Annotated in this window: 13 protein-coding genes and 2 pseudogenes; 5 read left to right on the top strand and 10 right to left on the bottom strand. The window is 69.8% G+C overall.

The features are described 5' to 3' along the window. From DKT69_RS39505 to DKT69_RS05380, 3 genes and pseudogenes are all read left to right on the top strand, one after another. Positions 1-632: pseudogene (locus tag DKT69_RS39505) on the top strand (hypothetical protein); the annotation flags it as partial. A 28-nt stretch (positions 633-660) separates the two neighbouring features. After that, positions 661-897, top strand: a pseudogene (locus DKT69_RS05385) (transposase); the annotation flags it as partial. A 278-nt stretch (positions 898-1,175) separates the two neighbouring features. After that, complete coding sequence (locus DKT69_RS05380) at positions 1,176-2,861, top strand: GH39 family glycosyl hydrolase (RefSeq protein ID WP_201749499.1); 1,686 nt, start codon at positions 1,176-1,178, stop codon at positions 2,859-2,861. 92 nt (positions 2,862-2,953) lie between these two features. Here DKT69_RS05380 and DKT69_RS05375 read toward each other — a convergent pair whose 3' ends face one another. The 5 genes from DKT69_RS05375 to DKT69_RS05355 form a co-directional block, all read right to left on the bottom strand. Continuing rightward, positions 2,954-4,513 carry a glucoamylase family protein gene (locus tag DKT69_RS05375; protein WP_109800478.1) on the bottom strand — a complete coding sequence of 520 codons (1,560 nt, stop codon included), beginning with the start codon at positions 4,511-4,513 and terminating at the stop codon, positions 2,954-2,956. Between the two features lie 30 nt (positions 4,514-4,543). Continuing rightward, positions 4,544-5,353, bottom strand: a complete 810-nt coding sequence (locus DKT69_RS05370) for a carbohydrate ABC transporter permease (RefSeq protein WP_236647344.1) — start codon at positions 5,351-5,353, stop codon at positions 4,544-4,546. Between the two features lie 100 nt (positions 5,354-5,453). Next, entirely contained in the window at positions 5,454-6,383 is a 930-nt protein-coding gene (locus tag DKT69_RS05365) for a carbohydrate ABC transporter permease (RefSeq protein WP_109800477.1), read from the bottom strand. Between the two features lies 1 nt (position 6,384). Next, positions 6,385-7,644: a sugar ABC transporter substrate-binding protein gene (locus DKT69_RS05360; RefSeq protein WP_109800476.1), complete on the bottom strand. Its 1,260-nt coding sequence runs from the start codon at positions 7,642-7,644 to the stop codon at positions 6,385-6,387. A 166-nt stretch (positions 7,645-7,810) separates the two neighbouring features. Further along, positions 7,811-8,842: a LacI family DNA-binding transcriptional regulator gene (locus tag DKT69_RS05355; RefSeq protein WP_109800475.1), complete on the bottom strand. Its 1,032-nt coding sequence runs from the start codon at positions 8,840-8,842 to the stop codon at positions 7,811-7,813. A gap of 119 nt (positions 8,843-8,961) precedes the next feature. On the opposite strand from DKT69_RS05355, the gene DKT69_RS05350 reads away from it, so the two are divergent. Beyond that, positions 8,962-11,364 carry a beta-galactosidase gene (locus tag DKT69_RS05350; protein WP_109800474.1) on the top strand — a complete coding sequence of 801 codons (2,403 nt, stop codon included), beginning with the start codon at positions 8,962-8,964 and terminating at the stop codon, positions 11,362-11,364. A 56-nt stretch (positions 11,365-11,420) separates the two neighbouring features. Here the strand turns inward: DKT69_RS05350 and DKT69_RS05345 are convergent, their stop codons facing one another. Then, positions 11,421-12,158 (bottom strand): VOC family protein, encoded by a 738-nt coding sequence (locus tag DKT69_RS05345; protein ID WP_109800473.1) that lies wholly within the window; start codon positions 12,156-12,158, stop codon positions 11,421-11,423. On the opposite strand from DKT69_RS05345, the gene DKT69_RS40975 reads away from it, so the two are divergent. Next, entirely contained in the window at positions 12,157-12,579 is a 423-nt protein-coding gene (locus tag DKT69_RS40975) for a transposase (protein WP_109800472.1), read from the top strand. The genes DKT69_RS05345 and DKT69_RS40975 overlap by 2 nt on opposite strands. An 847-nt stretch (positions 12,580-13,426) precedes the next feature. Here DKT69_RS40975 and DKT69_RS05330 read toward each other — a convergent pair. The 4 genes from DKT69_RS05330 to DKT69_RS05315 form a co-directional block, all read right to left on the bottom strand. Then, the gene (locus DKT69_RS05330; protein ID WP_161557773.1) at positions 13,427-14,722 is read right to left on the bottom strand and encodes a low temperature requirement protein A; all 1,296 of its coding nucleotides are present in this window, start codon (positions 14,720-14,722) and stop codon (positions 13,427-13,429) included. A 29-nt stretch (positions 14,723-14,751) separates the two neighbouring features. Continuing rightward, positions 14,752-14,901 (bottom strand): hypothetical protein, encoded by a 150-nt coding sequence (locus DKT69_RS38155; protein ID WP_161557772.1) that lies wholly within the window; start codon positions 14,899-14,901, stop codon positions 14,752-14,754. 127 nt (positions 14,902-15,028) lie between these two features. Further along, the gene (rph, locus tag DKT69_RS05325; protein WP_109800469.1) at positions 15,029-17,626 is read right to left on the bottom strand and encodes a rifamycin-inactivating phosphotransferase; all 2,598 of its coding nucleotides are present in this window, start codon (positions 17,624-17,626) and stop codon (positions 15,029-15,031) included. A gap of 493 nt (positions 17,627-18,119) precedes the next feature. Then, a complete protein-coding gene (locus DKT69_RS05315) occupies positions 18,120-18,431 on the bottom strand; it encodes a hypothetical protein (protein WP_146230985.1) in 312 nt (103 codons plus the stop codon). Positions 18,432-19,046 lie beyond the last annotated feature (615 nt).

The raw sequence follows: 19,046 nt of genomic DNA, 5'->3' as shown, positions 1-19,046 counted from the left end.
GTGCCGAGCGACCGGGATCGGAGCGGTCCCGGGCGGCGACGCGGGACCGTACCGACCGGCAGCTGGAGCGGTCCGAAAGCACGGGCCAGCTCACCTCCACCACGGATCAGCCCGACCCGCCCCGCGCCTCCGACTGGGCCGCGCTGCACGCGGAACTCGCCCCGCTCCTGCCGGCAGCCGCGCCGCGCCGAACGCCGCGCAACACACCAGAGCGGTCGGCCACCAGCCGGGCGGAGGCACCGTCGACCACGACCGCGCCAGGCTCCGTCGCGGAGCCGGCCGACACCGCGCCGCCGGCAACGACCCCCAGCGCGGCACCGATGCCGCGACCCGCGACGGGACGGGCACGTGCGGCCCGGGTCGCCGACCCGGCGGGCGAGCCGGGGCCGATCACGGCAGTCACGCGAGAGCTACCCCTGGTGGCCGGGCGGGACCTGCCGGACCTGGTAGACACCGCGGCGAGCCGTACCACACCACCCGTCGCGGCCCCCGACGCCGTGGAAGGGGCCACCGAGCAGAGATCAGCGTCGCGACCGCGGCAGCGCCGGCGGGACGACGCGGACCCGCGACCGGGCTCGGAGACCGTCCGGCGTCGGTCGAACACCCAGTCGGCCGAGGCCGGTCGACCCTGACCGGAAGATCCTCAACGGCCTGATCAACGAACAGGGCGTGCGCTCGGCCGGGGTGGCCCGGCAGTACTCCGGCACCGCCGGCGGGGTCGAAAACTGCCAGGTCGGGGTGTTTCTGGCCTACCGCTCGGCCAGCGGTCATGGCCTGATCGACCGGCAGTTGCATTCCCCCGCGGCGTGGAGCGACGACCGTGAGCGCTGCCGCGCTGTGGGCATCCCCGACGACGTCGAGTTCGCCACCGAGCCGCAGATCGCCAAAGGCCTTCTGGTGTCGCGGGGTTTCCGGACCGGGCAGGCCGAGCCGAGCGACGCTCGAACTTGCCTCAGTAACCGGTTACAGTGCTCGGACCGCAGCAAGCGAAGGCCTGGAGGTGCCCGGTGACGAACGTCAACGACCAGCAGCCGTCTGCCGCGCGATCCGATTGGGAGGCGCGCATCGCCCGCCGCAGCGATGAAGAGCGCTTACGACCAGGTCCGGAACTGCCGCCTCCGGCGGGGCTGACCGTCGAGGAAGGAGTTGGCCACGTCCGCCTGTCGTGGCAGCCGGTGAACGGCGCCGTGGGCTACCTCGTGCACCGCGCCCCACTGGTCGACGGCACACCGGACGGCGAGTTCACTCCGGTCGACCACCTCGGCGGTGACGTCCTCGCCGTGCCCGACACCTGGTATGTCGACACCACCGGAGAACCGGGCCGGCAGTACGCCTACGCCGTCGCGTCCGTACCGGAGGTGACCCTCACCGGCGCGCTGGGCCAGCCCGTACCGGCCGCCGCGCGGCCGGTCGGGGCCGAGCCGCCCACGGTGTCGCTGCGGGTGGATGCCGCGGCCGACGGGGCGGCCCTGCACCGGCCGTGGCGGCCGATGATCGGTAGCGAGCGATTGTCCCAGCTGTTGTGCCGGGACACCTCGGGTGGCCGGGAGATCGGCGCGGAACTGCTGGCCGCGCTGCGTCGGGTGCGCGACGAGATCAGCGTCGAGGCCGTCCGCGCCCACGCGATCCTGCACGACGACCTCGGCGTCTACCGGGAGGTGGACGGGCGGCCGGTGCACGACTTCCGCCGCGTCGATGAGGTCTATGACCTGCTGCTGTCGGTGGGACTGCGACCGGTGGTGGAGATTGGCTTCATGCCGCGCGAGCTGGCCAGTGACCCGGAGCGCACCGTGTTCGGCTACCGGGGCGTCATCTCCCCGCCCCGGGATTGGGACCGCTGGGCCGACCTGGTCCGCGCGCTCGTGGCCCACCTGCTGGACCGCTATGGCGAGCAGGTGCTCGGCTGGGACTTCGAGGTGTGGAACGAGGCGAACCTGGAGGTGTTCTGGTCGGGCAGCCGGGAGGAGTGGATGCGGCTGTACGACGTCACGGCCCGGGCCGTCAAGGACGTCGACCCTCGTATCCCGGTCGGCGGCCCGTCGTCGGCGGCGGCCGGCTGGGTGGACGCCCTGCTGGAACATGTTGCCACCTCGGGAGCGCCGGTGGACTTCATCTCCACCCACACCTACGGCAGTCCGCCACTGGATCTGCGGCCCACTCTGGCCCGGCTGGGCGTGCCGGACGCGCGGATCCTGTGGACCGAGTGGGGGGCCACGCCCACCCACTTCCACCCGGTCAACGACGGTGCCTCCGCCGCGGCGTTCCTGCTCACCGGGATGCGGTCGGCGGCCGGCCGGGTCGATGCGTTGTCCTACTGGGTGGCCAGCGACCACTTCGAGGAGCTCGGCCGGCCTCCCCGCCTGCTGCACGGCGGCTTCGGGCTGATCACCGTCGGCGGGATCGCCAAGCCGCGCTACCACGCGCTGTGGATGCTCGCCCAGCTCGGCGACACCGAACTCGCGGTGAGCGCCGAGGGGGACGGCGCGGCCGGCCTGGTGCAGAGCTGGGCCAGCCGGCGCGACGACGGCAGCCTGGCGATCCTGGTCTGGAACAGCACGCTCGACCAGTCCAAGCGGGACGGCGACCCGGCGCTGGCCCGTCGGGTCCGGCTCACCGTCGACGGCGCCGCCGGCCGGTCGACGATGGTCACCCGGCTCGACCGCCACCACGGCGACATCACTGCCCTCGCTCAGCGGCTCGGGCTCGGCGACTGGCCCACCGACGAGCAGTGGACGGCCCTGCGCGCCGTGGACACCCTGGCGGCGGAGAAGGTGCAGCCGACCACCGAAGGGGACGCCTGCGTGATCGAACTCGCGCTACCGCAGCCCGGTGTGGTGCTGGTCGAGGTCCCCGCGTCCTGAGCTGGACGACGACCCGGTCTGCGGCGGGAAACCGGCCGCGGACCGGGTCGTCGTCCGCGGCCGGAGCCGGCGGGGCTCCGGCCGCGGATTCACTACTGCCCAGCGGGTACGGAGAACTCCTCCATCCGCATCACCGGGCGCAGGAACCGCTCGGCGCCGCCGCGGGTGAACTCCTTACGCAGGACGTCGCCGCCGTACAGGTTGCCGAGCGCGGCCATGATCATGCCTTGGTCGAGCGCCAGGTACCGCTTCGCGACGGTGCCGCTGCGCACGGCCACCGAATCGTAGAAGCCGCCGGGCCCGTAGCTGTCGAACTGGCTGCGCAGCCGCGCCAGCTCGGCCTGTGCATCGGCCGGCGCGTAGCGCATGGCGAGGAACACCGCGTGCGGGGTCACCACACCGTCGCCGTACGCGGCGGGCAGCGGCTGGGCGGGTCGGCCCTCGCAGCCTGCAAAGCCGTAGTCCACGCTGGTGCGTTCCTCGTCGCTGGTGTAGCCGTTGGTGTCGAGCCCCATGGCGTCCACGCCGTACTCCCGGTAGCCGCCCTGCGGGTCTGAGGCGGGCGAGAAGCCCCAGTGGCCGTACTTCGCGTCGTCCATGCCGTGCGCGATCTGGCCGCGTACGTAGATCGGGTGGTTGCGGGCCCAGCTGTCCGGGCCCCACTGCTCCTCGGGCACGAACATGTCCGGCATGAGCGCCTCGAACATGTCGCCGCCCCAGGTGGGCACGAACTGCAGGCCCTGGTAGCGGTAGGCGCCCTCGAAGACCGGCACACCCAGGTACTCCCGCCACTGACCGACCGGACGCATCTCCTGCCAGGACCAGTCACAGGTGTCGGGGAAGGTACGCCACGGCCCGAAGTAGTGGGCGGGCGGCACCTGGCCGAGGGCGATCGCCACGTAGCTGATCATCCGGGTTTCGCTGTTGAACGACCCGTATGTGTGGCAGGTGTAGTAGACGTCCGGGCCGCGGTGCTGGTAGTTGCCCTTTGTGGAACAGCCCGGGGGCGGCTCGGACCAGAAGCCGCCGCGCATCAGCCCGGCCGGCACGTCCGGCCCGCGCGCCTGTGAGTCGTAGTAAAAGCCGAAGTCCATGGCGCCGAGCAGCGGGTCGGATTTGTGGCGCAGCTCCGGCACGGCGTTGTGGACGATCATCAGGGCGGCGGCGAGCCAGGCATTGTCCACGCTGGACGCGAACGGGTGGACCTCCGAGCCGTTCTCCGGCCAGGTACGCAGCAGTTGCAGGGTGGACGGGTCGTACCAGTTGTAGTACATGCCGGAGTCGCGGTGCCGCTCCAACCTCGCGAGCGAGTCGAGGGCGCGCGAGATACGCCGCACCTGCTCCCGCTCCCCGATGACGTGCAGCTCACGGGCCGCGACCGCCGACCAGATGTACGCCCCGATGTTGGTGGGCGAGGTGTACCGCGCACGGCTGGCGGGCGACAGGTCACCGCCGATGTTGTCGGCGGGCAGCCCGGTGCTCGGGTCGGCCATGGCGGCCATGGACCGCCAGGTGTCGGCCGCCCAGGAGGCGGCATCGGCGGGCGCGCCGACCGCGGCGGACGGTGGTGCGGCGGCGGCGCTGGCCGCGCCTGAAGCCGCAAGGGTGAGGGCGAGCGCCGCCGACAGGGCGACGCGGGCGGGACGGATCATTGGCTACCTCCGGAGATGGTTCCGGGCCGGCTACTTGAGGCCGGTGGTGGCGATGCCGCGCACGAAGTGCCGTTGCAGCAGAAGGAAGACGATCAGCACGGGCAGCACCACCACCACGGAGCCGGCGAGCAGCAGCCCGAACTTCGTCTGGTTCTGGCCCACGCTGAACAGGGCGAGAGCGACCGGGAGGGTGTACTTGTCCTCGGTCGTGGCCACCACGAGGGGCCACAGGAAGCTGTTCCAGAAGGTGAGGAAGCTGAGGATGCCCAGCGCGGCGAGCGCCGGGCGGCACAGCGGCAGGACGATACGGAGGAAGATGCGCAGCTCTCCGGCGCCGTCCACCCGCGCGGACTCGATCAGTTCGTCCGGTATGGAGAGCATGAACTGGCGCATCAGGAACGCCCCCAGCGCCCAGGCCAGGAAGGGCAGCACCAGGCCGGCGTAGGTGTTGGTAAGGCCCATGTTGGCGACCAGCACGAACAACGGGACGAAAGTGACCATCCCGGGGACCATCACCGACCCCAGGACCAGGCCGAACAGCGCCCTGCGCCCCGGAAAGCGCAGCTTGGCCAGGGCGTAGCCGACCGCCGAGCAGAACATCAGATTGCCGAGGGTGATCAGGCCGGCGACAATCGCCGAGTTCAGGAAGTACGTGGGGAAGTTCAACCTGGCGAACAGATCCCGATAGTTGTCGAGGGTCGGATGGTGCGGCCACCAGGTGGTGGGGACGAGCCGGATCTCGCCCTCCGGCTTCACCGACGACAGCAGCATCCACACGAACGGGCCGACCATGGCCACGAGTCCCACCACCAGCACGGCGTGCAGGACGAGGCTGGCCACCCGATCACGAGGACGACGCGTCGAACGCCGTCCCGCTCCCTCCGGCAGCTCCGGCGCACGTCGCCGACGGCTGGATGCCCTCATCGACGTCGACATCGGATCACCTTCCCTCGTCGGAGCGCAGCAGCCGGAACCACAGGATCGACATCAACACGATCGACAGGAAGAGGACGTAACTCATCGCCGACGCGTAGCCGTAGTTGCCGAAGCCGAACTGGTTGTAGATGTGGTACGACACCGACAACGTCGAATTGAGCGGGCCGCCCTGGGTCATCACCAGTGGCTCCTCGAAGAACTGCAGGTAGCCGATGGTGGCGATGACCCCCACGAAGAGCAGCGTCGGCCGCAGCGCGGGCAGCGTCACGTACCGTAGCTGCTGCCAGCTGGTCGCCCCGTCGATGCGCGCCGCCTCGTACAGCTCCTGCGGGATGGCCTGGAGCCCGGCCAGGAAGATCACCATCTGGTAGCCGAGGTTGCGCCAGGCGGCCATCACGATCAGCGACGGCAGCGCAAGCCGGGTGTCGTAAAGCCAGTTCGGCCCGTGCACGCCGACCAGTCGCAGCAGGCTGTTGAGCAGGCCGGAATCGGGTTGGAGCAGGAAGCGCCAGACCACGGCGATCGCCACGATGCTGGTCACGACCGGCAGGTAGTAGCCGACGCGGAACAGCGACCGGAACCGGGTCAGGCCAGCGTTCAGCCCAAGCGCAGCGGCCAGCCCGCACACCATCGTCAGCGGCACGCCGGCCAGCACGAAGATGGCGGTGTTCACCGCCGATTTGATGAACAGCTCGTCGTGGAACAGCCGACTGTAGTTCTGGATGCCGACGAGGTTGACGCCGAGCGGGTTGCGCAGATCGGCGCTGCGGATGTCGGTGAAGCTCATCAGCAGCGACGCGATCACCGGTCCGGCCATGAAGACCAGGAAGAGGACGGTGAAGGGCAGGGCGAAGCCCCAGCCGACCAGGACCCGGCGGAGGCGCGGGACACCGCGCCCCCGCCGGGTGGACGCGTCGGACGCGGCCGCGGTCATGTCAGGCCCCGGTGCCGATCGAGGTGGCCTGCTGCTGCATCGCCTTTGCGGCGTCCTCCGCCTTCTCGCCCGTCTTGCACATCTTCTCGACCTCGGCGTCGATCGCCGCGGACACCTGCTCCCAGGTGGCGATGGTGGGCGGGGACTTGGCGTCCTCGAGCTGCTTGCCGAACGCCGACAGCTGCGGGTCGCCGCTGAGCGCCGGGTCGTCCCAGCCCTTCTTGACCGCGGGCAGGTCGTTGACCGTCTTGTACCACTTGGCCTGCACCTCGGGCCGGGACAGGTAGGAGACGAACTTCCACCCGCCGTCGCGGTTCTTGGCGTCCTTGAAGACCGCCAGGTCGCCGCCGCCGACGAACGACGTGCCCGACTGCTTGGTGGGCATCGGCCACAGGTCGTACTTGCCGGCGCCTCCCTGGTCCTTCAGGACGGAGATGTGCCAGGGGCCGGAGACGAACGCCCCGATCTGGCCCTTGACGAAGGCCGGCTCAAGGGCGCCCTGCGGCAGATCCTTCGGTGCGAGACCCTCGTCGAAGAAGGACTTGTAGTAGGCGAAGGCCTCGACCGCCTCCGGGCTGTCGAGGGTGAACTTCCCGTCCTTGGCCACATCGCCGCCGTTCTGCCAGACGAACGGCATGACGGTCTGCCAGGAACCGGTCTGGCCGGGCTGGAGGTTGACGCCCCACTTGGCGCCGCCCTTGTCCTTGAGCGCCTTGATCGCCGACTTGAGCTCGTCCCAGCTCTTCGGCGGGGTGCTCACTCCGGCCTTGATGGCGGCCGCCTTGTTCACATAGAGCAGCCGCGTCTCCACGTACCACGGCACGCCGTAGGAGGTGCCGTCGACAACCGTGGTGTTCCACGCACCCTCGTAGAAGTCGTCCTTCTTGACCAGGTCGGGCGGGGTCGCGTCGAGTCCGCCGGTCTTGGCGAACTCCCCCATCCAGGTGGTGCCGATGAGGCTGACATCGGGTGTCTGCTTGCCGGCGATCGCGGTGGCCAACTTGTCGTGTGCCCCGTCCCACGGCACGGCGGTCACGGTGACCTTGGCGTCCGGGTTGTCTTTCATGAAGTCTTCGGCGAGGGCCGAGAGCTTCTCGCCCTCGGTGCCCATCGCCCAGACCGTGATGTCGCCCTTTGCCTTGCCCTCCCCGACGGGCTTTGCCTTGTCCTGACCGCCTCCGCCGCCGTCGCGGCCGCAGCCGGCCAGCGCCAGCGCGGCCACCAGGGCCACGGCGACGCCCCTGCGGGTCCCTGACTTCATCACGAAACCTCCGTCTTGGCATGATGTTCGCCGCAGCTCGTGCGGACGACGACCTGCGTGGGAAGCACTGCTCGGTGCACCCGGTCGCGGCTGCCGGCGGTCCGGCCCCGCAGCCGCCGCGCCGCCGTCGCGCCCGGCGGGCGAGCGCTGGCGACCAGGAATCTCCTCATGAGCCGGAACCGCCGGCCGTCAGGTTCGCCGGGCAGCCGCAGCTGCGGCGCAGGACGAGTTCGGTGGGCAGCACGACGTCGCCGGAGGAGGCGCGCTCGGGTTCGCTCACCGCGGTGAGGATCAGCCGGGCCGCCTCGGCGGCCAGCTCGCGGACCGGCTGGCGGACGGTGGTCAGCGCCGGGTTCACCAGCGCGGCGACCGGGGCGTCGTCGAAGCCGGTGATGACGACGTCCTGCGGCACCCGCAGGCCCCGACCGAGCGCTCCGACGAGGACGCCGAGTGCGATCTCGTCGTTGGCGCAGACCACGCCGGCGGGTCGCGGGTCGCCGCGCAGCAGCTGCTCGGCGGCGAGCACGCCGTCGGCCTGCTGCATGCTCACCGCGATCGGCGCGGCCGGCGGAGTTACCCCCACCGACCGGTGGGCGGCGAGGAAGGCGGCCCACCGTTCGCTCACGTCGGGCGACCCCTCAGGGTTGCCCACGAACACCAGGTCAGTCAGCTCGTGCTCGACCAGCAGGTGACGGGTGAGCATCGCCATGCTGCCGGCGTTATCGGCCCGCACCGACGGCACCGCGCCCGGGCCCGTGCCCGCGACGACCACCACCGGCACCATCTCAGCCAACCGGAGGAGGGCCAGCTCCGAGATCGTGCCGCCAATGACCGCCACGCCGTCCACCCGCCGGCCCATCTCCAGCACCTGCTGGTCGGAGTCCGACCGCAGGTGCGTGCAGAGGATGTGGACACTGGCCCGCGAGGGTACGGCCTCGGACTCGAAGCCCTGGATCAGCTCGGTGAAGTACGGGCCGGACAGGCCCGGGAAGACCAGGCCCAGCGCGCCGTGCCGCCCGGCGGCCAACGCGCGGCCGAGGTGGTCGGGGCGGTAGCCATGCTTCTCGATGGCTTCGAGCACCCGGCGGCGCATCTCCTCCGACACCTGGCCGGTGCCGTTGGAGACCCGAGAGACGGTGGCGACCGAGACCCCGGCCAGCCGGGCGATCTCCCGGACGGTGAGCCGACTGTTGCCCATGACTCCCTCGATCCGTAACGTGCGGTTAACGGAAACCGGTTTCAGGCGACCATAGGCAGGTGAGTCGAAGTTCACAAGTGTCGGGTCCACAATCTCCGGTGAGGGGAGCTCTGCCCCATATGTCTACGGTGCTACTCGAGGACCGCAGGATCGTCATCGACGGCCGTCCCCAGCTGCTGCTCTGCGGGGAGGTGCACTACTTCCGGCTGACCCGCGCCGACTGGGCCGACCGGCTCGACCGGCTGCGGGAGTGCGGCGGGGACACCGTAGCCACCTACGTCCCATGGCTGTGGCACGAGCTGCCGGACGGCTCGATCGACCTGACCGGACGAACCCACGAGCAACGGGATCTCGCCGGTTTCCTGGACCTGGCGCACCAGCGCGGACTGCGCGCGGTGGTGCGACCCGGTCCCTTCATCATGGCGGAGGTCAAGAACGAGGGCATCCCCTACCGGGTGTACGAACAGCACCCGCACCTGCTGCCGACCACCTGGGACGGCGCGCCGATCAGCACCCGCACCGTCGACTACCTGGCACCGGAGTTCCTCGCCGCCGCCGACGCCTGGTACGCCCAGGTGATGCCGGTGATCGCCGACCGGCTCGCCGGGCGCGGCGGCCCCGTGGTGGCGGTGCAGCTGGACAACGAGATCGGGATGCTGTCCTGGGTGACCAACTCCCCCGACCTCACCGACGGGCTCTGCGCCGACCTGGCCCGCTGGGCCGTCGACCGGTACGGCAAGGACGGCGCCACGCAGCGGGTCGGCGCCGACCCCACCGACCCCCGGGCCTGGGCGACGGCCCTGCGCACCCCGGCCGAGCAACAGTCCCTCGCACTCCACGACGACCTGGGCCGTTACATGCGGGACCGCTACCGCCGCTACGTGGCCGCACTGCGCGACAGTGCCGAACGGCACGGCGTCCGGGGGGTGCCGATGCTGGTCAACGTGCACGGCACCGGCGGCGGACGGGGCCGTACCTTCCCCGTCGGGATCAGCCAGCTCTTCGAGTCCTACCGCGGCCAGCCGCAGCTCACCTCCGGCTCCGACTACTATCTCGGGGACCTGACCGTCACCAACGTCGCCGACCTGTACGTCTCCAACGCCTTCCTGGCTGCGACGCACGGACCCGACCAGCCGCTGACCTGCCTCGAGTTCGAAGCCGGCAACGGCGACTACGGCGAGGACCTGACGGTGCTCTACCCGCCCGAGGCGACCGAGCTGAAGACCCGGCTCTGCGTGGCCCAGGGCAACCGGCTGCTCAACCTCTACCTCTTCGCCGGCGGCCACAACCCGCCGCTGGCGGAGCCGGTCGGCGACGGCAACGACCGGATCGCCTTCACCGGCGAGCGGCACGGCTTCGCCGCCCCGGTCGATCCCGAGGGACGCCTGAACTCCACCTACGACGCCGCCCGACGCGCCCTGCACGCCGTCCGCGGCGTGGCCGACCTGCTGGCCGACGGCGACGAGGAGCACGACGGGCTGGCGTTGGGCTTCGTGCCCGACCACTACCTCACCGAGTACGCCCACCCTGCCTCCACCGCTCGGACGGCTCAGGTCAGCGAACTGGAGCGATTCCGCGGCATGGGCTCACGGGACGTGCTGGCCCGGGCGCTGCTGCTCGGCGGCTTCTCCTTCCCGGCGGTGAACCTCCAGTCGCCGCCACCGGCCGACGCCCCACCGGTGATCGCCCTGGCCAGCGCACCCACGCTCGGCGCGGACGTGCAGCGCCGGCTCGTCGACCACCTCCGGGCCGGCGGACGGCTGCTGTTGCACGGACCGCTGCCGGAGCGGGACCACGACGGCACCCCCTGCACCCTGCTGGCCGACACGCTCGGCGTGACCGCCGACGGGTGGATGGAGGGCGGCCTGCACTACTTCCCCTCCGTGGTCGGACGCGACTGGGCAGCGGGACCGGCGGAGGTACGGGTCGGTTACGCCCAACTGCTCGCCGGCGCGGGCGAGCCGCTGCTCGTCGAGGTGGGCTCCGGCCGCCCCTGCGCGATGGAGGTCGCGGTCGGCACCGGGCGGGCCCTGATCATCGCGGCGGACTATCCCTGCCACCTCGGCTTTTGGCGGGCGGCGCTGGACCGGCTGGGGGTGCGACGTCGGCTGCGGCACGACGCCGACGAACCGGGACTGGTGCTCACCTCCACCGTCGACCGTGCCGGTCAACGCCTGCTGCATCTGCTCAACGTCGCCCCTTCAGCGATCGAGTTCGGCCTGCGGCATCGGGACCGGCCGCTCCTGTCCGGGCGGCGGCTGCGCATCCCCGCGCGGACCGGACTCATGCTGCCAGCGGATGTGCGGGTCGGGACCGCCACGCTGGTGGAAACCAGCTGCGAACTGCTTTCCCGGTCGGACCACGAAGTGCTGCTGCGACCCACACAGGCCGAGGACGTCGCGGTGTTCGCCACCGACCGGAAGGTGCGGGCCGACCGGGGGGAGGTCCATGTCGATGGCGCAACGGTCACCGTGACCATCCGCTCGGCCGATCATGCGCCGCTCAGGGTGGCATTCGTCTAGGGCGCGTCGCAAAGTCCGAGCTGGTGGCCGTAGTGAGCGGCTGACGAGGGTTCGGGTCAGCCTGGGGTGAGGAGGCAGAACTCGTTGCCTTCCGGGTCTGCGAGGACGGTCCACGGGACATCGTTTTGGCCCAGGTCGATGGCGGTGGCGCCGAGAGTCCGCAGTCTGGCCGCCTCGGCCTCTAGGTCGTCACCTGGGTATGGGCGGACGTCGAGATGGACGCGGTTCCACACGGTCTTCACGTCGGGTGTGCGGAGGAACTGCAGATATGGGCCGACGCCCTTGGCGGAGCGCAGTACCGCCTTGTGGTCGGTCACCTTGTGCAGAGTCCAGTCCATGGCCTTGCCCCAGAAGCGGGCCATGGCTCGCGGATCCGCGCAGTCGACCACTACCGCGGCGATCGGTCCGGTGTCTCGGTAGAGCGGTCGGGGGTCCAGCACGCAGAACTCGTTGCCCTCTGGGTCGACCATGACCGTCCATGGGACGTCGCCCTGGCCTACGTCGGCAGGTGTTGCGCCGAGATCCTTCAGGCGCGTGACCACCTCCGCCTGATGGGCCGCCGAGGTGGTGGCGAGGTCGACGTGCACGCGGTTCCTCACCGTCTTGGGTTCCGGGGAGACGATGAGGTCGAGGCAGACAGCGACGGGGTCGGGGTAGACGAAGCCCTCGGGTTCGAGGTTAGTCACGCCGGGTCCCTCGCTGGAGACTCCCCAGCCGAGCGCCTCCGCCCAGAAACCGCCCAGCGCGGAGTCGTCCCGAGCCTTCATGTTGATTTGAACGAGCCGCGTTGCCATGCCGACGATGCTAGGGCCTGTGTCGAGTCGGCGGTCGTGCCCGAACTGGAGTGATCGTTCGGCGTGTCGAAGATCGGCATATGGCGAGGTCTCCGGTAGATGGTTCAGCGACCAAGCAAAACCTCAAACCGGAGACCTCGTGGACACCCTAGCGGTGACGAGGCGGTTCGATCTGACCGACGTGCAGTGGGCGGTGCTGGAGCCGTTGCTGCCGGCGCCGAAACGCCCGGGTCGACCGTCGTCATGGAGCAGGCGGCAGTTGATCGACGGGATCCGGTGGCGGATCCGGGTGGGCGCCCGTGGCGGGACGTGCCACCGCAGTACGGATCCACCGTCATGCTGTGGGCGGTTCTGGTCACCACGATCCTGTAGGCGCCGCTTGTCGAGGTGGACTGACCACGAAGATCCATCTCACGTGTGACGCTCGATGATCGAGTGCGGAAGGCTGTACAACGTACCTGGAACGCTGTGCCAGGTCCGATCGACGACATTGCCGTCCCCGGCGGACGTCGAGCTTCAGCGTTGACATCACGGCGCCTCTCGTGCCGTGGCGCCCGAGGTGCGAGGTTGGCCGCAATGGACAGTCCCGAGTAAGCGCCCCTTCCGTGAGTCGAGAGGCACCTCGTCATACCGTGGTGCGACGGCAGCGGCGTCAGTGTTCCCACGGTTCGACGGGGTCTAGTGTCGAGCGGTCTCGTCAGCCGTCTCCCGGTCAGGGCCCCCGAACGCGAACGGGGTGCGCAGGCGGGTCATTGTGGCTGGGCTTGCGTCCACGGTCTGCCCGCGGTCGCGGTTGGTAGCCCCATCCCCCTTGCTAAGGAAGGGATTCAGGGCGGGCGACGTCATATCGGTCAAAATGTACTCCAAAGATGTGCGCGGCAGCGCAGGACTCATTCACTGGCAGCTACGAGCCGTGGGGAAGCGGGTGGGTCCGGCCGTCGGCCATAGGCCATCGGTACCCCCGCTCGACAGCCTACCGCTCTTACACGTGCCCGGGTTCAGGCGTGCCCAGGTTCAGGCAGAGACACTTGGGTGGGATCGACAGTCGCGCGGGTGCATGGACCTGCATCGGCGGCGCGACACCTCGTCGCACCGCAGCGATCACGCTCGTTTATCCGGCTACTCAGGGTTGCCTTTCGCCTGCTATTGGCGCCCGGATCGCGACATGAGCGGAATATCTTGGCCCGCGTGTGTCGTGGCGGCGGTTCCGGACAGGGTGCGGCGGCCATGGCCGCGGCGTCGGTGTCCTCCGGATGCGCCGAGAATGATCACCAGCGGGTGCGGACGTTCCTGGACGACAGGTAGCGCGACGCCCCGGCGTGCGGGATGTAGGCGATGGCCAGGAGTGCGGCGTTCATAGCCGTGGCCACGCCGAGGGGAGGTAGCTGCGCGAGCAACGGCGCTGCCGCCACGAGAACGAGCGCACCGATCGGCAGCCGCCACAACATCGAGCGGAAGACTTGCAGTGCGTACACGGCGCGCCCGATGAGGAACACCACGGGTCCGGCGACGAGGACGGCCAGCCACGCGTGTGAGGTCCCGCCCGTCGGCTCCGTGATGATCAGGTCGCCGCTGGCAGCGATCAACACGACACCGGCGACCATGATCAGGTGTGCGTAGGCCGCGACCAGCGCGACCCGGCCCGGGTTGGATGACTGGTCGATCCCGATCGCGAGGCGCTCGGCAACGTACACGATGTAGATCCGCCACAGCGCCACGGCGTTGACGAAGAGCAGGATCAGCCCTGCCATCCTCGCCGAGCCGAAGTCGGCACGGCCGTAATTGATCGCGCCCATCAGGAGGATCTCGCCCAGCGTCACGATGAACATCTGCCGGTAGCGTTCCGACAGGTGCTCGCCGACCACCCGGAGTTCCTCAGTGCTCGTCCTGCCCAGCCGCGGGAGCGCGTAGCCGAACAGACCGACCAAATAGTCCAGGGTGATCGCTACCGCCCAGAGCGCCAGCCGGGCGGGACCGGGCAGGAATGCTCCGCCGAGCCACAGGACGCCGGTTATGGCGAACCAGATGGCCACTCGCAGGGACCGCAGGCGCAGCGCACGGCCGCGCAACGCCGTCACGAGCACCAGGCCGCGGCCGAGATGCAGGCCGACGTACGCTCCGGCGAAGGCGAGGCCTTCGCTGTCCTCGAAAGCCCCGAACACAGCCGCCGACATCAGCAGTCCACCGAACATCACGCCGAGGACGATCAGCTGGACCAACGGCTGGCCGGGGTCGTACCAGTCAGTCGTATACGCGGTCACTGTCCACACCCACCAGACGGCGGCGAGCAGGATGACCGTCTCCAGGGCGTTGAACCAGCTGAGGTCGGTGGTCAGTCGCTGGGAGAGCCGGGACAGTGCCACGACGAGGCCCAGGTCGAAGAAGAGTTCCAGGTAGGAGATCCGAGTTGGATCTTCACGGGCACGCAGAACCCATCCCGAGCGCTTCCGTGTCACGAGCCCTCCGCCCCACCCGACTACTCGCCCAATTTCGTACCACGTCCGCAAGGTGTCGGTGGGCGGTTGCCGACAGCGGCGGCAGGGGACATGGGTGCCGGGGCCCACCCGCGCGTGCCGGGTGGACCCCCGGACGGTCAGCGCAGCTGGATGAGGTGGATCTGCTGGATATGGTCGCGCTGCGTGCGGCTGGCTCGCCGGTCGCTGGTGAAGACCACGACGCCGTCAGTCACGCCGGCCAGCAGCGTCGCTTTGGCGCCATCACGGTCCTGCCAGCTGGAGGTCAAACGCCTCGACCACACTCTCGTCGGCAAAGTCGCGCGGTCAGCGGCAGATCCGGATGCCGAGCAGGTCAGTGCCGCTTGGAAAATATGTGCTTGGCAAGGCAGACGGGCCTTCTCGGTGAGTGGTCAGTCAAGGCAGAATCTCGACGTACCCGTCGCTTCCGTGCACGCGGATCCGCTGCCCATCGGGAATCAGCCGGGTGGCATCTAGCACACCGACGACAGCCGGCAGGCCGTACTCCCGTGCGATCACTGCGCCGTGTGTCATCAATCCTCCGACCTCCGTCACCAGGCCTGCGATGGCGACGAAGAGGGGCGTCCAGCTCGGGTCCGTGTGGGCCGTGACGAGGATGTCACCCGGTTCGAGATCAGCCTGGGCCATGTCCAGGATGACGCGGGCGCGCCCTTCGATGGTCCCGGCGGAGACCGGTAGGCCGATCAGGGCGCCGGTCGGCACGTCGTCGCGTCGGTACGCCCCGGCGATGACCTCGCCATCCGATGTCAGCACCCGGGGCGGCGTGAGCGCGTGGTACGACCGGAACGCGTCCTTGCGCTGCTGGATTAGCTTGTCATCCACCTGGTTCGAGCGCACGACGTCGTGGAGCTCCTGGAACGTGAGGTAGAAGATGTCTTCCTTCTCACGAAGCACGTTGGCCTGCACGAGGCGCTCGGCCTCTTCCAGCAAGGCCTGCTTGTAGACGAAGTAGCGGCTGACGATGCCGTACTTCGGGTACTCCCGGTAGCCGATGAAGGTCCGGACCCGGTCGATCATCCGCTTGGCCTCGTTGGCCTTGTGCTCCCCGTCCGGCAGGGCCCGCAGGTGTTCAAGCACCTCCTGCGCCTTCCTCTGCGCCGCCTGCCGTCCTTGCTCGAAGCGCCGCTTGGCGGCGCCCGGCTCGAAGTTCCTGACGTGGTCGAGGATCACGGGCACGAGCGTGGTGGGGCGTTCGCGCCAACGCGGCCTCGTGATGTCGATCTCGCCGACGCAGCGCATGCCGTACCGGTCGAGGTAGGCCTCGATGGCGTGGCGCGCTTCGGTCCCGCCCGCGAACTTCGGCAGCTCGTCCAGGAAGCCGTCGTCCTCGACGCCCTGCAGGAACGCCACCACCTCCGGATGCGGGCGGATCACGTCGGCGACGTCGAGCAGCGCCAGTCCCATCTCCGACGTGACGTTGCCGGGGGCGGACAGCGTGAGGGTGTCGGCCGCGTTCTTCTCGCCCAGCCATTCCTGCAGCTGGTCGTTGAGCCACCAGGTGGCCTCCATCCCCGCCATGATCGCCTGCATGCTCAGCGGATCACCGAGGACTCGCTTGTGCTCCTGGAATGCCTCCAGCAGGAAGTCGAACAGCGCCGGTCCGGTCTTCGTCCGGATGTCGCACCGCAGGGCGGCGATGGAGGCCTGGCTGCGCTCGATCAGCTCGGTGACGATGGCCGGATCGGTCTCGATCGGGGCGGACGCGCCGCTGGCCGGCGGCCCGCCGGGACCCGCGTCCGGGAGAGTCGGGACGAAGTCGTGGCGGTCGAGGACGGTCTCCAGCGCGTCCCTGATCAGCGGATCGCCCCTCCCCGCCACCTCCAGGAGGCCGGCGCGGCTCGCGGGCGAGGCCAGGCGCCGGGTGACGTCGACGAACAGCCTCCCGCCGGCCTCGTGCATCGGCGCCATGGCCGTCAGCTGCCACACGGAGACGCCCAGTGGCTTCATGGGGTCGGTCATCATCTGCTGATGACCAACGGAGACGTAGACGTGGTTCTCCCGGTCGCGGGCCGCGGGGATGGGGAACAGCGTGGTGATTGGCCGGCTCTGGACGATCTGGAAGTCTTCGTCGACCAGGCACCATTCGATGTCCTGGGGGCGGCCGAAGTGCGCTTCGATCCGCCGCCCGAGCTGCACGAGCCGCACGACCTGTGCATCCGTCAGCGTCGGCTGCTCCTGCCGCTGCGGGTCGATCGCCACTTCCTGCGTCCCGCCAGCCGGCAGGGCGTGAACGGCACGCTGTTTGGCGGCGACCGCCTTGGCGATGACCTCGCCGTCGCGCACCTTGAAGACGTCCGGGTTCACCAGGCCGGAGACCAGTGCCTCGCCGAGGCCGAAGCTGGCGTCCACGGTGGCGACCTTCCGGTTGCCCGTGACGGGGTCGGCCGTGAACAGGATGCCGGCCGCATGCGGGAAGACCATCTGCTGCACGATCACGGCCATGTCGACCGTACGGTGATCGATGCCGTTGCGCTGGCGGTAGGTCACGGCCCGCTCGGTGAACAGCGACGCCCAGCACCGGCTGACGTGCTGGAGGATCGCCGCCGGCCCCACGACGTTCAGGTACGTGTCCTGCTGGCCGGCGAAGGATGCCGTCGGCAGGTCCTCTGCCGTCGCGCTGGATCGCACGGCGTAGGCGGCTTGCTCGCCGAGCTGGGCGAGTGCCTGGGTGATCGCCGCCGCGAGATCGCCCGGGATGGCAGTCCCTTCGATGGTCCGGCGGATCTCCGCGCTGAGCGTGCGGATCGCCTCCCGGTCGTCCGGGTTCAGGCGGGACAGCTGATCGAGTCGATCGTCGATCGACGGCGCTTCCGCCATGATCCGCCGGAAGGCGGCCGTCGTCACGCAAAACCCAGCCGGCACGCGGATGCCTTCGATCCGCGACAGCCCGCCCAGGTGCGCGGCCTTGCCGCCAACGACCGCGACCTGCGTCTCGTCAACCTCTTGAAGATCCAACACGTACTGCTCGATCATTCCGATACCTCCGAGGCAACCGTGCTCCCTTGCACTGCACTGGCCGATCGAATCACCGGCGCCTCGAGCTGTGTCGAACCTCTTGTTGGGCACGTCCTCATGTCTGGTTGGCTTCCCTCTGACGAGTCGGCCAGCCGCTGCGCCCGGTCGGGCGGCGCGCACCCCCGCACCTCCGCGTCAAGCGCCCGCAACTGCACCGCCAATCTCATCAGCGGTTCGAGGTCGCCGCGTCCCCCGTACATCGACAACACACCCACGTCGGGTCCCCCATTTCCTCGTCGGTGCTGGGTCCGGCCGCCGATTCTGCGGCAAGACCCGGGTCTTGCCGCAAGCCCCCCTGTGCGCTATACGTTAGAAGTGGCAAGGAGTGAGATCTTCTTGCCTTTGCTTTTGTCGTCCGCCGCGGGCTGAGACCCTTCGACCGCCTGGAGGCGTGCCAGGTACCTCCGGCGGGTGCCGGACCCCCCACGACCGCCGCAGCACCCTGGCACTCTCAGACGCCGGTGGCCACGGCCGCGTCGCCCGGGTGGGCTTGGCCAGCGCGATCGTCGGTCAGCTCATCATCGCCGCGGCCGAGGTGATCTGGCCGAGCAACCGGGACCTCGGCGACGTACTGTTCAGTGTCTCCCCGATCCTGACCGGGGCCGGCCTGGTCACCGCCGGCGTGGCCATCATTCTGCGCGGGAGTCTGGGCCCGGCCGTCCCGGTTCCTGCCGCTCACGCTCGGCCTGTACACCATCCTCGTGCTGATCCCGGTGATGATCGCCTCGGGCGGCCCGCCAGCGCCGCTGGCGCTCTGGACCATCGGGGGCTGGGACACGCTGTGGCCGATCGCCGCTAGTGCGTTGACCACAAACGTTGGCCGGGTTGGTCGGGGTTGGAAAGTGTCGTAGGGGTGGTGTTGGCTTCGGTTCGTGCCTCGTCGTCGGGATCCCGCCTTGCCGCGGGTCGTGCATCGCACCGCGCGTGTCGCTTTGCGGGTGACGGCCGGGCAGCGGCGGCGGTGTTTCGGGTTGCTGCGCTCGGCCGGTGACGTGTGGGCGTGTGTGTTGGAGGTCAACGCGTGGCGGCGCCGCCGCGGCGGCGCGCCGCTGGTGGGCTATCGGCTATCAGCAGTTGTGTCGGGAGTTGTCCGGGTCGGGGCCGGGCACGTTCGCCGAATTGGATTCCGTCGGTGCCCGGTCGGTGTTGCGCCGGTTTTCGGATGCGTGGTTCGCGGCGGCGAAGCGCCGCAGCGCTGGTGACCTGTCGGCCCGGTTTCCGCGTCGGCGGCGGGGGTTGGTGCCGGTGCGTTGGTATCACGGCACGTTCACCCTCGACGGCCGGCGGGTGCGAGTCCCGACCGCCAGAGGCACTGCCCCGTTGTGGGTGCGTCTGGCGCGGGAGGTGCCGTATCCGGCCGAGCAGGTCCGGTCGGTCA

Source organism: Micromonospora sicca, from assembly GCF_003172935.1.
Taxonomy (GTDB): Bacteria; Actinomycetota; Actinomycetes; order Mycobacteriales; family Micromonosporaceae; genus Micromonospora; species Micromonospora sicca.
This window is presented reverse-complemented; position numbering and strand designations above follow the sequence as displayed.

Excerpts from the sequence above, each read along its gene's own strand:
- DKT69_RS05375 (WP_109800478.1), bottom strand. The coding sequence starts at position 4,513 with ATGATCCGTCCCGCCCGCGTCGCCCTGTCGGCGGCGCTCGCCCTCACC.
- DKT69_RS05365 (WP_109800477.1), bottom strand. The coding sequence starts at position 6,383 with ATGACCGCGGCCGCGTCCGACGCGTCCACCCGGCGGGGGCGCGGTGTC.
- DKT69_RS05360 (WP_109800476.1), bottom strand. The coding sequence starts at position 7,644 with ATGAAGTCAGGGACCCGCAGGGGCGTCGCCGTGGCCCTGGTGGCCGCG.
- DKT69_RS05355 (WP_109800475.1), bottom strand. The coding sequence starts at position 8,842 with ATGGGCAACAGTCGGCTCACCGTCCGGGAGATCGCCCGGCTGGCCGGG.
- DKT69_RS05350 (WP_109800474.1), top strand. The coding sequence starts at position 8,962 with ATGTCTACGGTGCTACTCGAGGACCGCAGGATCGTCATCGACGGCCGT.
- DKT69_RS40975 (WP_109800472.1), top strand. The coding sequence starts at position 12,157 with ATGCCGACGATGCTAGGGCCTGTGTCGAGTCGGCGGTCGTGCCCGAAC.
- DKT69_RS05345 (WP_109800473.1), bottom strand. The coding sequence starts at position 12,158 with ATGGCAACGCGGCTCGTTCAAATCAACATGAAGGCTCGGGACGACTCC.
- rph (WP_109800469.1), bottom strand. The coding sequence starts at position 17,626 with ATGATCGAGCAGTACGTGTTGGATCTTCAAGAGGTTGACGAGACGCAG.
- DKT69_RS05315 (WP_146230985.1), bottom strand. The coding sequence starts at position 18,431 with ATGGTCCAGAGCGCCAGCGGCGCTGGCGGGCCGCCCGAGGCGATCATC.